The organism is Carboxylicivirga linearis, assembly GCF_018271995.1.
In the GTDB taxonomy this organism is placed as follows: Bacteria; Bacteroidota; Bacteroidia; order Bacteroidales; family Marinilabiliaceae; genus Carboxylicivirga; species Carboxylicivirga linearis.
In genome coordinates this window covers 579,348-592,303 of the sequence record NZ_JAGUCO010000001.1, presented here as the reverse complement: position 1 = coordinate 592,303, position 12,956 = coordinate 579,348, and the positions used below count along the sequence as shown (strand labels likewise).

Here is a 12,956-nt window from a genome sequence, read left to right as displayed (position 1 = left end):
AAGCCTTCTTGTGTTCGTTATACTGTATACGGCTATGGCCCTCAACTCCTTGTTGAAAGTATTAAATGGTGCCACCAGCCTGTATTTTTTGTAATCAAATTCATTATTTCCTTGTTGTTGAGATGCAAATATGAGAAATATATTTTGAATATTCCAAACAATCGATTCCATTTTTATCCGAAGCACCTCAAAAAACTTTTAAATTCATTATTAGAGCTGCAATTTAATGATAAAATATCATTCACAAATGCATTTTTATGATATAGATCAATCTCTGTTATGAACCTAAAATTACTGTCGAACTCTGGATATTAGTAACGAATTGCATCAGAATTAAAAATTATAGCACTAATATAATAAGGCGAGTGTAATTTTTATATTGGCGAGCTATGTTTTTGATCAGGCGAGCTGCCTATTTACTTAAGCGAGCTATGTATATAGGTAGGCGAGCTTAGCTCGCTCTATCATATTTGTGCCTCGCCTGGGTTTATTTACGACTCGCTCTAATAAATATCTTTCTCGCCTATGTAAAATTGTTACAATCCTAAGTGAAATAGTTGCTCGCTAAGCAAAATGTTCCATCATATTACTTTAATAATCTCAAAAGTTATTGTCCATCACCAATTCTTTTGTTTGCAATATGTAATTGTGGCTATAAAAGCGTAAAAAACCAAAAAGCCTGCAGTATTAACCACAAGCTTTTTCAATCAACCTAAAACACTATTATTATGGCTACTATATAATAATGAGAAAACTATGAAAATTTCACTTTTCCGGTATTTACATCATACATGGCTCCTACAATATCAATCTCTCCACTCTCGTATAACTCTTTCAATACTTTACTGTCATCCAGTAGTTTTTGGATAGTTATTTCTACATTTTTTTCTGCAACTTTATTTACAAATGTGAGATTCTCGGAACTACGGTCAACACCAAAGTTGGTGTGAATACTATCTACTGCTGGTTTTATTTTCTTAAGCAAAACAGATAAATTACCCAGTTGGGCATCATCGCACGCACCTTTAATGGCGCCACAGTTTGTGTGGCCCATCACAACTATTAACTTCGATCCACTTATTTTACAGGCAAATTCAAGACTACCTAAAATATCTTCATTCACAATATTACCTGCAATTCTAACATTGAAAACATCACCAATTCCCTGATCAAAAACAATTTCTGTTGGTATACGTGAGTCGATGCAACTTACAATTGCAGCAAACGGGTACTGAGCATCCGATGTTTCATTAATCTGTTGTATAAAATCACGGTTCAATACATTGCTCTCAACAAATCGCCTGTTTCCATCAATCAACATTTTAAGGGCCTCTGCAGAACTAATCTGCGACTGCGAATTTTTGGTTTGTGTCATTAAATTATTCATAACATTGGGATTTAATTAATTACTCATACTTAATGCCGATTCTACAATTCGTCGTTGATTACTAACGCCTCTTTTCTCCCGCTTCTTAATGGTAAGATCAATATCTCTGTACTCAGCGTTTGTTTCAAACTCTCTGATGATTTCAATTACATCCTGATCGATATTGATGGATTTAGAAGCATCTATCACAACTTTTGCTCCATTGGGTATTTCGCTAAGGGTATTCATAATACTGGCCTTATTGATAAAAGTAACATCCTGCGCCAGACTCAAATGGATGACTCCATTTTTCAGGTCATCTTCCGACTCAACCAAAAATGGCTTTTTGAAATTGTTATAAAGAATGTACATTACAGCTACAACCAATCCCATGATGATACCAATTAGCAAATCGGTAAAAATGATACCAACTATGGTAACCATGAAAGGAGCAAAATGCTCTTTACCCAGCTTATACATTTGCTTAAAAACAACAGGTTTGGCTAATTTATACCCCACTACAAAAAGTATAGCTGCCAGACTGGCCAAGGGGATTAAATTCAGAATTTTTGGAATAGCCATTGCACTAATTAACATGATGACACCATGAAAAATGGCTGACATCTTTGTCTGTCCGCCTGATTGTATGTTGGTTGAACTACGAACAATTACTTGTGTAATTGGTAATCCTCCTACTAAACCTGATAAAATATTACCTATTCCCTGTGCTTTCAATTCCAAATTAACAGGGGTAATTCTTTTATGGGGATCCAACTTATCGGTCGCTTCCAAACAAAGTAGGGTTTCAAGACTGGCAACTATGGCAATAGTTGCACCAATAATCCAAATATCTTTATTCAACCATTGGCTGAAATCGGGGAAGGTAAATTGACCCAAAAATCCAGTGAAACTTTCAGCAACCGGAATGGCTACCACTTGTTCTGCGCGTAATGCGAACGATTCAGAACCAGAGAAAATAAGATTGAGAATAATACCGAATATTACAACTACTAAAGGTCCCTGGATAATATTAAATAATCGAATGCGCTTCATAAACGGACGCTCCCATAGTATCAGCACAATCATTGAAACGATAGTAATAATAACAGCACCGGGACTAATCGCTCCCAGCATATGATATAACTCGGTAAGCGTATTGTGTCCATCGGGTTGTACAAAGGCTAAACTTCCTTCAAAATCTTTATCATACCCAAAGGCATGAGGTATTTGTTTGAGGATAATAATGATACCAATACCAGATAACATCCCTTTAATCACCGAAGACGGAAAGTAGTAACCTATTATTCCTGCCTTGGCAAATCCTAAAACAACTTGAATGATACCACTAATAACTACCGCTAAAAGAAACGTTTCAAAAGCTCCTAACTCACTTATGGCGGATAGAACAATAACAGCCAAACCTGCTGCAGGCCCACTTACACCTAACTGAGAACCACTAATGGCTCCTACCACAATTCCACCAATAATTCCTGAAATGATTCCTGAAAACAAGGGAGCTCCGGAAGCTAAGGCAATACCTAAACACAGAGGCACTGCAACAAGGAACACAACTATTGAAGCAGGAAAATCCTGTTTTAAGCTGCCCAGTAAACTGACATTCTTTTTTTCTTTCATAGACTATAATTTCACTGATTCAATGGATTAGAGAATACTAACTAATACTATCTATAATGATAGTATTACTATTACTCAAGAACACTTTACTTTAACGCTCCATTATCAATTTTGTTTTGCAGAAAAGATTATTTTTGCTTTAAACATACAATCCGAATGTCGATAGGAATTAAAATAAGCCTTAATCCAAAGCTATACCTGAGAGATCCTCAGGAAACCCCTTTGGGACAGAAAATAATAAAAAACAGCATCCTTCTGATAGATGAGATAGGTTTTGAATCATTTACTTTTAAGAAACTGGCAGGTAAAATCAAATCAACTGAGGCCTCTATTTACCGCTATTTCGAAAATAAACATCTATTACTTATATATTTGGTTTCGTGGTACTGGGAATGGTTAAGCTACTTAATTGACATCAATACGCTCAATATTGAATCAAGTAGAAAAAAACTAAACATCATTATTGATACCCTGGTTGAAGCCTATCGCGAAAATCCGGCCATTGAGTATGTCAACGAAAGTATTTTGCAAAGATTGGTGATTGCCGAAGGAGCTAAAGCCTATCATACCAAAGCAGTGGATAAGGATAACAAAGATGGTTTCTTTATAAATTTTAAAGAATTATCGGAGAAAATTGCAAAAGTAATTGAAGAGGTAGATCCGCAATTTAAGTATCCACATGCATTAGCCAGTAACCTGATTGAAATGGCAAACAACCATAGTTTTTTTGCAGTTCACCTGCCCCGACTGACAGACATTAAAATATCAGACGAAGATTACAGCCCGGTTAAGGAAATGTTATGCCATTTTGTATCAAAACTATTGAACAATGAAAAGCCGTGATAAATTAATTATCACGGCTATAAGACAGGTGTTCATTCTGTCGTTTATTCAACATCCCAGGTATCACCCGAGTGTATCAAATCATTAAAAGATTTAATCTTACTTATTTCCTGCACCTCCTCCAGCTGTGTTTCCACACACTGATCATAAACCGGTGCTTTTACTGCTCTAATCACGCCCAGTGCAACAGGAAAGTCGGGATACTCCATATCAGCCAGCTTCAGGTGTAAAGTTGTATCTTCACAATGAGCATCATGTACCAAAATATCACCTTCAGTAACTCCGTTTTCGCCAATGGTCACAACTTTTAGGTTCAAACCATCCAACAGCAATCCTTTATTTTTTTCCTTACCAAAAATCATGGGCTTGCCATGTTCCAGTTTGATGGTCCGATCTTCGGAATGCGCTTTATCGGTTATTGCATTGTGTGTTTTATCGTTATAGATTACACAGTTTTGTAAAACTTCAATTATTGAAGTCCCCTGATGACCGGCAGCTTCCTCCATCATTTCCACAGAGTGTTTTAAATCTTTATCAATGCAACGGGCAAAGAAATGGCCACGCGCACCTATACACAATTCACCTGGACGGAAAGGTGATTCAACTGTTCCGAAAGGTGATGTTTTAGAGATAAAACCCCGTTTTGAAGTAGGTGAATATTGTCCTTTTGTCAATCCATAAATCTGGTTATTAAAAAGAATCACATTCAAATCAACATTACGTCGAATGGTATGAATAAAGTGATTACCTCCAATAGCCAGTGCATCACCATCACCCGTAATTTGCCAAACCTTTAGTTTAGGATTGGCAACTTTAACTCCTGAGGCAATAGCCGAACCACGACCATGAATGGTATGAAAGCCATACGTTTCCATGTAATAAGGAAATCGGGATGAACATCCAATACCAGATATAACTGCAACATCTTCATTGGAATATCCAAGATTAGCCATTGCTTTTTGAACAGAATTCAGAATTGCATGATCACCACATCCCGGGCACCATTTAACACTCTGATCGCTTTTAAAATCGGTAAACTTTAATTGATTTTCTACTGACATCATCTATTCCTCCAGCAATGATTTAAAATGTTCTTTTAATTCAACCACCGTAAACGGTTGCCCTTGTATCTTATTAAATTTCTTGTATTCCAAATCAGGAAAATTCATTGTAAGATAATTGGCAAACTGGCCCATATTTAATTCACAAACCACAATCTTCTTATACCTTTTTAATACATCATAGGTATTTAAAGGAAGAGGTTTGATATAATTGAAATGCGCCAATGCAACATGATGGCCTTCATGCGTTAATTCCTCATATGCAGTAAAAAGGTGTCCAAAAGTACCACCCCAACCTACGATTAAAAGTTCTGCATCATCTTCACCTATCACTTCCAGTTCCGGAATATGATTAGCTACACGTTGCACTTTCTCTTCTCGTATTTCAACCATTTTCTGATGATTCATGGCATCATGAGAAACAGCTCCTGTTACAGCATCTTTCTCTAACCCACCCAAACGATGTTCAAACCCTTTAGTACCGGGAGTTGCCCAGTAACGTGACAGTGATTCCGGATCGCGTTGATACGCATTCCAATCTTTCATCCCTTCATCTACCTTAGGCACATTAATTTCGGGCCAATCAGCCAAATCCGGAATTAACCATGGTTGAGTACCGTTGGCAATAAATCCGTCGGTTAGTAAAATAACTGGTGTCATATGCTCTACTGCTACCTTGGCCGCATAAAAAGCATAATCAAAACTATTGGTCGGAGAGCTTGCTGCAATAACTACCACCGGACTTTCTCCATTACGTCCATATAAAGCCTGCATTAAATCAGACTGCTCTGTCTTTGTGGGCAAACCTGTTGACGGTCCTCCACGCTGCACATTTACAATAACAATTGGAAGTTCAGCCATCACTGCCAAACCAATGGCTTCACCTTTTAGCGCTAAACCGGGTCCTGAAGTGGTTGTGATGGCAAGACTACCAGCAAAACTGGCTCCTATTGCTGTACAAATACCGGCAATTTCATCTTCTGCCTGAAATACTTTAACGCCCAAATCTTTACGAGCACTTAACTCCTGTAATATTTCGGTAGCTGGAGTAATAGGATATGAACCTAAAAACAACTTCAGATTACTTTTTTCTGCAGCAGCCAGAAAACCCCAGGCAACGGCTGTATTACCGCTTAAGTTACGATATTTACCTTTCTTTATATCTGCCGGATGAATATGATACGAAGGTGTAACTGCCTGTATTATATTACCATAGTTATACCCATCATCCAATACCTTTAAATTGGCTTCAACAATTAAAGGATTCTTTTTAAACTTCTTTTGAATATATTCTTTTGTATGACCCAATGGGCGATCGAAGACCCAATAAACCAATCCTAAAGCATACATATTTTTGCTTCGCAGGATACTCTTATTATCAAGGCCCATATCCTTTAAACTCTCTTTGGTTAAAGTGGTAATGGGAGCCTTTACAATATGATAATCCCCTAATTTGTCTTCAATTATAGGATCATCAGTATGATATCCGGCTTTGACTAAATTTTTCTCATCACAGCTGTCAACATCCAGTATGATGGTTCCCCCGGGTTTCATCCATTTGGCATTTGCTTTTAAAGCCGCCGGATTCATAGCCACCAGAACATCGCAATAATCGCCTGGTGTGTAAACCTCTGAATGCCCAAAATGAATTTGAAATCCTGATACGCCGCTAATGGTTCCTTGTGGAGCCCTGATCTCAGCAGGATAATCGGGGAACGTGGAAATGTCATTTCCAAAAATTGCAGAAGTGTAGGAAAATAATGTTCCGGTTAGCTGCATTCCGTCACCGGAATCGCCAGAAAACCTTACAACTACCTCTTCTTTTTCGATAACTTTTGATCTTTTACCCATGATCGACAAGTTCTGATTTAAGTAACTCGGTTATTGTTATAATGTTATGCTCACGCCTTGTAATAACATTAATGCCTTCATCTAAGTTATAAATACATTAATTTCTTACAAAATTTACAGTAAAGGTATTGATAAGCACTTCTTCATTAAGTGACCTTTGTCATATTCGAGCGCTTTTTATAAACTGTTGTATAGCAGGTTTTGAACATTTATTCTTAATACCTCTTTCTTTTTTATTGAAATGCAACATTAGCCGCTCTTGAATGTAAATTCTTAAGCAGATGATTGTATTTTTGTACAATCTATTATTTAAAAACAAACACAAATTTTACATTATACAATGGCATTAATTAAAGAAGTAAGAGGATTTACTCCTAAAATGGGTAACAATGTTTATTTGGCAGAAAATGCAACTGTTATCGGAGATGTGGAGATTGGAGATGATTGCAGTATCTGGTTTAATGCAGTTTTACGTGGTGATGTTAACTCTATCCGCATTGGCAACAAAGTAAACATACAGGATGGATCGGTACTACATACCTTGTATCAGAAATCTACCATTGAAATTGGCGATAATGTTTCCATAGGCCATAATGTAACTATTCATGGAGCTAAAATCGAAGATAATGTTCTGGTTGGTATTGGGGCAACTGTTTTAGATCATGTAGTGGTAGGATCTAATTCTATTATTGCAGCCAACTCTTTGGTATTAACAGGCACAGTTATTGAGCCTAACAGTGTGTATGCTGGTGTTCCCGCCAAAAAGGTAAAGGACATTGAGCCTAATCAAACTAAAGAAATGATAAATAAAATTGCCAACAACTACTTAATGTATTCAGGTTGGTACAAGGAAGAATAAGCAATTAGAGTTTGGAAGATAGAAATTAGACTTAAACAGGCGACAATTATCTATAAACAATCATATCAATATAGCTGCCGGAGACCTTTTTCCGGTGGCTATAAATGTATTTTTTCGACGTTGATATCTCCATTAAAAAAGATGCCTGCCGTTTGCTTAAACTTCTCTGCACTTTCTGTGGTATAAAAATGAATCGTTCCGTTTTTTGAACATTTTGCATTCATCTCGGGATGACGGTTTAGATAATCTTTCAGGCTTTCTCCTACAATATCACCTTGCTCTATAATATTTACTCCTTCAGGCAAGTATTGCTTAATCTTAGGCACTAATAAAGGATAATGGGTACATCCTAAAATAATAGTATCAATTAGCGAATCTTTCTCCATTAAAACGTTTACATTCTTCTTGACAAAATAGTCGGCACCTTCACTTTTAAACTCATTATTTTCAACCAGAGGAACCCACATCGGACAGGCTTCCTGTGTAACTCTTATATTCGGAAAGAGCTTATGAATCTCCATCATATAAGATTCTGACTGTACCGTTCCTGTTGTACCTAAAACACCCATATGACCACTATTACACAACTCACCAACTTTCTCAACACTTGGGCGAATTACTCCTAACACACGCCTTTGCGGGTCAATTAATGGTAGGTCTTTCTGTTGAATATTTCGTAAAGCTTTTGCAGAAGCCGTATTACAAGCAAGAATAACAAGGTGTGCTCCCATATCAAACAATCGTCTTACAGCCTGAAGCGTGTATTCATAAACCACCTCAAAAGATCTTGTTCCATATGGGGTTCGAGCATTATCACCTAAATAAATATAGTCGTATTGCGGTAAGTGTTTTCTAATCTTATTCAAAACCGTTAATCCTCCATAACCTGAATCGAAAACTGCAATAGGACCCATTTTAGATATATTTATGTGATGTTTTAAAACTTAAAGATACAAAAGCGGGTGACTTATAAAAGTCACCCGCTTTGATACATTGCTAATATTTTTTATTGCGCCATTTTAGCTTTCACTAATTCAGAACAATCAATACTTTTATCAGAATGATAAACTACTACCTGAGAGCTGATATCAAAGATGTAAATTAACCCTTGCTCTTGTCCAACTTCATCTATGGCTGTTTGCAGTTTCTGAACAATAGGAGCTAATAGTTGCTGCTCTTTCTTATTGATTTCCTGCTGAGCCATTTGGCTGTATTGTTGCAAACGCTGGTCTTTATCCTGAATTTCTTTTTCTTTTGTAGCACGGATCAAATCAGGTAAACTATCCTTTTGAGTCATGTAATCGGTATACATTTTCTCTAATTCTGATTGCATAACCTGCAACTGATTTTGCAATTTTGTCGCTTCTCCTTGTAAAGTTTTATCAGCTTCTAATTTAGCTGGCAATTCAGTAAGTACTTTCTGAACATCGATATGTCCAAATTTCAACTCCTGAGCAAATGACTTTCCACCGAAAGCAAATGCTACTAATACGACGAATACTTTTACTAATTTCATATACTTATTATTTCTTAGTCATTTATTATTACTGGATGCCTAATTTAGCTTTAACCAAAGCCGTAACATCAATACTTTTTTCCGAATTAAAAACAGGTACTTTTGAGGATAAATCAAATATATATAAGAAACCTTCCTCGTCACCCACTTCTTCAATAGCAGCTTTTAGCTTTTGTACTATTGGAGCAGTCATCTCTTGTTGCTTAGCTTGCATTTGTTGTTGAGCCAACATGTAATAGTTTTGCACCTTTTGACTCATTTCGGCAAGTTCTTGCTCCTTTTGCTGACGCTCCGGTGGAGTTAATGCAGAGGCATTTTGCTGATATTCCTGTTGCTTTCCTTGCAATTCTTCCTGCATCACTGCAAGCTGATCTTCTTTTACTTTAAACTCAGATTCCATTTGAGTTTGCATTGCTTGTAACTCAGGCATCGCCGCCATCAATTCATTTGAATTTAAATGTCCAAATTTCATTGGCTGTTGGGCCTGAACTGTAAAAGCACTTAAGAAAACCAGTGTTAATATTCCTACAACCTTGTTCATTATTCTTAATTGTTAGTTCTTACAAGCATAAGAAAAGACAATAGGAAAAATAAACTCCTATCCGGCATTTTCTTATGAATCTATTTTTCTTTTTTACTCACTTTTATAACCAAGCTTCACCAAAACATCATCACTAATATCGTGTTTTGGATCCACATACATAATACCCATACCTGACGCCTTGTCAAATACAGCTACGTAATTATTATCTGCTGCAATTTCGGTAATTGCATTAAATATATCGTCTTGAATGGGTTTAACCAGCGATTCTCTTCGCTTAAACAATTCACCCTCTTGTCCGAAATATGATTGTTGAAGTTGCTTGGCTTGCTGTTCTTTTTCAACAATTTCATCCTCGCGCTTCGCTTTCATTTCACTTGATAGAAACACATTTTCGGTTTGATAGGCCTGATATAATTGCGATACTTCCTCATAACGTGATTCTATCTCTTTCTGCCATTTAGCAGAAAGCTGATTTAACTGTTCGTTAGCAGCTTCATAAGCAGGTATATTGCGAAGAATGTACTCTGAATCAACAAAAGCATACTTTTGCGCACTAACTAAAGTTGATACAAACAAAAGTGCTACTAATACAATGTTTTTCATAGTTATCATTTTTTTGGTTCTATCAAATCATCACAAAAATCAAACCAAACACATAACCAACTAATTATTAGAAACTTTGACCTATCACGAAGTGAAATTGACTTCCTCCTGCATTTTGTCGGTACGGACTATCATCAAATCCATATCCCCAGTCAATTCCCATCAGCCCAAATATAGGCAAGAAAATTCGTAAACCAACACCTGCTGATCGTTTCAATTCGAATGGGTTAAAATCTTCATATTGACTCCATGCATTACCCGCTTCTAAGAAACCTAATGCAAAAACAGTAGCTGAAGGTTGTAATGCCAATGGGTATCTTACTTCAAGTGATAACTTATTGTAAATATTACCGTCATATGATCCCTCAGTATTATACGGTGTTAGTGAGGAGTTTTCATAACCTCTTAAACCAATCGTTTCACTACCATACATACTATAACCCGACATACCATCACCACCTAAGATAAATTTCTCGAAAGGTGACTGTAGGTACTTATTATAATATCCAAGGAATCCCATTTCCATGCGGCCCATTACCACAAGCTTCTCAGCAGTATCGATTGGCTTGAAGACAGCTCCTTTGAAGGTCCACTTATGATATTCAATTCGTTGATATCTCTCTTCATCTGAAATATTCTGATTGGACCAGTCTTTATCAGAGAACATCGACCATGGCGGCGTAAATTCAACTCCTACAGAGAAGTCTGAACCTCTTCGGGTATAAATTGGATTATCAATGGAACGTCGACTTAAAACAACTTTAAAGTTTAAATTGTTGGAAATACCATTCTGCATAATAAAGTAATTCCAATCTAATAGGTCATAACGCTGGTAACTTGCCTCAGTATACAAAGTAAACCAGTCATCAGGCCATCTTAATCGCTTCCCAAAACCTACCGAAGCTCCGGTAATTTTCATGTGCTGTGTAATATCACTAGATCCACCGTATCCAGGGTAACTACTTCCGTAACCAGGGTAACCACCGTAACCGTACGACGGATTATAGTAACTACTACTTACACCTGTTTGAATAGAATGATAGATTGAGAGACTTAATGAATTAGGTTTTTTACCACCTAACCAAGGCTCAGTAAACGACATACTATATGATTGATAATACTTACCGTTTGTTTGAGCTCGTAAAGCCAATGTTTGTCCATCACCCGTTGGAAGAGGGCGCCATGCCTCTCCATTAAATATATTGCGTATTGAGAAGTTAGTAAATTTCAGACCTAATGAACCCACAAACATACCAGCTCCCCAACCACCAGAAAGTTCAATCTGGTCATTAGCCTTCTCTTCTAATTGATAAACCAGATCAACCGTTCCGTTATCCTGATTAGGTTGTACATCCGGTGAAATATTTTCAGGGTCGAAGTGCCCCAATTGAGCCAACTCACGAACCGTACGGATTAATTCGGACTTACTAAATAATTGCCCTGGTTTTGTTCTGATTTCACGACGAACAACATGCTCATGTGTTTTGGTATTACCTCTAATAATTACGTTATTGATAGAAGCTTGTTGTCCTTCATAAACCCTCATCTCCAAATCAATTGTATCACCCTTCACACTTATTTCAACCGGATTAATATTTGAGAACAAATAACCATTATCCATGTATTCGTTTTGAACGGCATCTTCATCATCCATTATACGTTCACCCAATAACTTCTGGTTGAATACATCACCTTTCTTTATTCTTAATTTATAAGAAAGATAATCGCTTGGATAAATTGTGTTACCTACCCATGAAATATCACCAAAATAATATTTGTTTCCCTCTTCGATCTTAATTTTTACATCAACCGTATTATCCTCAATATTACGAGTAACTTCTTCAGATACAATTCGGGCATCTCTATGTCCTATTTCATTATACTTATCGATTACCGCAGTCAGGTCTTCCTCATATTTTTCAGCAATAAATTTTTTGGTTCTGAAAAAATTAAGGATTTTCCCTTTTTCATTGGTCTTCTTCATGGCTTTATTCAACTTACCATCGGTAAGTACTTCATTACCTTCGAAAATCAATGAATTAACTTTTACTTTATCTTTTTTGTCGACATTAATCTCCAGCAAAACATGATTGGCTTTTGCCGGGTCATCCTTTTGAATGATATTTACTTCAGTATTATAAAATCCTTTATCAACAAAGTAATCTTTAATATATTTCTCAGCTTTATCAATTAAGAAAGGAGTTACCTGAGAACCTTTCATCATAGATACTTTCTCGCGAACCGTTTCAACTTCACTTTTCTTCAATCCAGTAAAAGTCATTTCAGATAAACGGGGACGTTCCTGAAGATATATCTCTAAATCAATCTTACGTCCTTCAATATGTTTGGCTCGAATCTTTACATCCGAAAAAAGTCCTTGGTCCCAGTATTTTCTGATTGCTTGCGAAATTTCATCTCCCGGAACCGGAATTTCTTGCCCTTCTCTTAATCCACTAAGCTTTGCTAGCATCTTTGGATCAAGATTCTGAATACCAACAACCTCAATACTAGAAATTTCGTAACGCTTAGGAGAACCTGAATAGGAAATATTGGGAACATCCTGCCCTATTGCAAATGTAGAAGACAAGAATAAAACAAAAACCAATAAATACTTATAGTGGTAAATACCTTTCATTTAATTCAACAGTTTGTTCGTTTAGGTTTTAGAAATATGTATT

At 36.6% G+C, this 12,956-nt stretch carries 11 protein-coding genes; 2 read left to right on the top strand and 9 right to left on the bottom strand.

What is annotated here, in order from left to right:
- Window positions 1-754 precede the first annotated feature (754 nt).
- Together KEM10_RS02585 and KEM10_RS02580 are read right to left on the bottom strand one after the other, a co-directional pair.
- The gene (locus KEM10_RS02585) at window positions 755-1,387 is read right to left on the bottom strand and encodes a carbonic anhydrase family protein (protein ID WP_212213099.1); all 633 of its coding nucleotides are present in this window, start codon (window positions 1,385-1,387) and stop codon (window positions 755-757) included.
- A 15-nt stretch (window positions 1,388-1,402) separates the two neighbouring features.
- The gene (locus KEM10_RS02580) at window positions 1,403-3,001 is read right to left on the bottom strand and encodes a SulP family inorganic anion transporter (protein WP_212213097.1); all 1,599 of its coding nucleotides are present in this window, start codon (window positions 2,999-3,001) and stop codon (window positions 1,403-1,405) included.
- A gap of 156 nt (window positions 3,002-3,157) precedes the next feature.
- Here KEM10_RS02580 and KEM10_RS02575 point away from each other — a divergent pair, with 156 nt between their 5' ends.
- Complete coding sequence (locus KEM10_RS02575; RefSeq protein ID WP_212213094.1) at window positions 3,158-3,844, top strand: TetR/AcrR family transcriptional regulator; 687 nt, start codon at window positions 3,158-3,160, stop codon at window positions 3,842-3,844.
- 44 nt (window positions 3,845-3,888) lie between these two features.
- Here KEM10_RS02575 and KEM10_RS02570 read toward each other — a convergent pair whose 3' ends face one another.
- Together KEM10_RS02570 and KEM10_RS02565 are read right to left on the bottom strand one after the other, a co-directional pair.
- On the bottom strand, window positions 3,889-4,905 hold the full coding sequence (locus tag KEM10_RS02570; RefSeq protein WP_212213090.1) for a 2-oxoacid:ferredoxin oxidoreductase subunit beta: 1,017 nt from the start codon (window positions 4,903-4,905) through the stop codon (window positions 3,889-3,891).
- A gap of 3 nt (window positions 4,906-4,908) precedes the next feature.
- Window positions 4,909-6,756 (bottom strand): 2-oxoacid:acceptor oxidoreductase subunit alpha, encoded by a 1,848-nt coding sequence (locus KEM10_RS02565; protein ID WP_212213088.1) that lies wholly within the window; start codon window positions 6,754-6,756, stop codon window positions 4,909-4,911.
- A 340-nt stretch (window positions 6,757-7,096) separates the two neighbouring features.
- On the opposite strand from KEM10_RS02565, the gene KEM10_RS02560 reads away from it, so the two are divergent.
- Window positions 7,097-7,615 (top strand): gamma carbonic anhydrase family protein, encoded by a 519-nt coding sequence (locus tag KEM10_RS02560; RefSeq protein WP_212213085.1) that lies wholly within the window; start codon window positions 7,097-7,099, stop codon window positions 7,613-7,615.
- A 98-nt stretch (window positions 7,616-7,713) separates the two neighbouring features.
- Here the strand turns inward: KEM10_RS02560 and murI are convergent, their stop codons facing one another.
- The 5 genes from murI to bamA all read right to left on the bottom strand — a co-directional run bounded on the left by murI (window position 7,714) and on the right by bamA (window position 12,913).
- Complete coding sequence (gene murI / locus KEM10_RS02555; protein ID WP_212213083.1) at window positions 7,714-8,529, bottom strand: glutamate racemase; 816 nt, start codon at window positions 8,527-8,529, stop codon at window positions 7,714-7,716.
- Window positions 8,530-8,621: 92 nt separating this feature from the next.
- The gene (locus KEM10_RS02550) at window positions 8,622-9,131 is read right to left on the bottom strand and encodes an OmpH family outer membrane protein (protein ID WP_212213081.1); all 510 of its coding nucleotides are present in this window, start codon (window positions 9,129-9,131) and stop codon (window positions 8,622-8,624) included.
- A 28-nt stretch (window positions 9,132-9,159) separates the two neighbouring features.
- The gene (locus KEM10_RS02545) at window positions 9,160-9,672 is read right to left on the bottom strand and encodes an OmpH family outer membrane protein (protein WP_212213079.1); all 513 of its coding nucleotides are present in this window, start codon (window positions 9,670-9,672) and stop codon (window positions 9,160-9,162) included.
- A 93-nt stretch (window positions 9,673-9,765) separates the two neighbouring features.
- Window positions 9,766-10,278, bottom strand: coding sequence for an OmpH family outer membrane protein (locus KEM10_RS02540; protein ID WP_212213077.1), 513 nt, complete (start codon window positions 10,276-10,278; stop codon window positions 9,766-9,768).
- Window positions 10,279-10,345: 67 nt separating this feature from the next.
- Complete coding sequence (gene bamA, locus KEM10_RS02535) at window positions 10,346-12,913, bottom strand: outer membrane protein assembly factor BamA (RefSeq protein ID WP_212213075.1); 2,568 nt, start codon at window positions 12,911-12,913, stop codon at window positions 10,346-10,348.
- Window positions 12,914-12,956 lie beyond the last annotated feature (43 nt).

Coding starts and splice junctions, on each gene's coding strand:
- KEM10_RS02585 (WP_212213099.1), bottom strand. CDS start 1,387: ATGAATAATTTAATGACACAAACCAAAAATTCGCAGTCGCAGATTAGT.
- KEM10_RS02580 (WP_212213097.1), bottom strand. CDS start 3,001: ATGAAAGAAAAAAAGAATGTCAGTTTACTGGGCAGCTTAAAACAGGAT.
- KEM10_RS02575 (WP_212213094.1), top strand. CDS start 3,158: ATGTCGATAGGAATTAAAATAAGCCTTAATCCAAAGCTATACCTGAGA.
- KEM10_RS02570 (WP_212213090.1), bottom strand. CDS start 4,905: ATGTCAGTAGAAAATCAATTAAAGTTTACCGATTTTAAAAGCGATCAG.
- KEM10_RS02565 (WP_212213088.1), bottom strand. CDS start 6,756: ATGGGTAAAAGATCAAAAGTTATCGAAAAAGAAGAGGTAGTTGTAAGG.
- KEM10_RS02560 (WP_212213085.1), top strand. CDS start 7,097: ATGGCATTAATTAAAGAAGTAAGAGGATTTACTCCTAAAATGGGTAAC.
- murI (WP_212213083.1), bottom strand. CDS start 8,529: ATGGGTCCTATTGCAGTTTTCGATTCAGGTTATGGAGGATTAACGGTT.
- KEM10_RS02550 (WP_212213081.1), bottom strand. CDS start 9,131: ATGAAATTAGTAAAAGTATTCGTCGTATTAGTAGCATTTGCTTTCGGT.
- KEM10_RS02545 (WP_212213079.1), bottom strand. CDS start 9,672: ATGAACAAGGTTGTAGGAATATTAACACTGGTTTTCTTAAGTGCTTTT.
- KEM10_RS02540 (WP_212213077.1), bottom strand. CDS start 10,278: ATGAAAAACATTGTATTAGTAGCACTTTTGTTTGTATCAACTTTAGTT.
- bamA (WP_212213075.1), bottom strand. CDS start 12,913: ATGAAAGGTATTTACCACTATAAGTATTTATTGGTTTTTGTTTTATTC.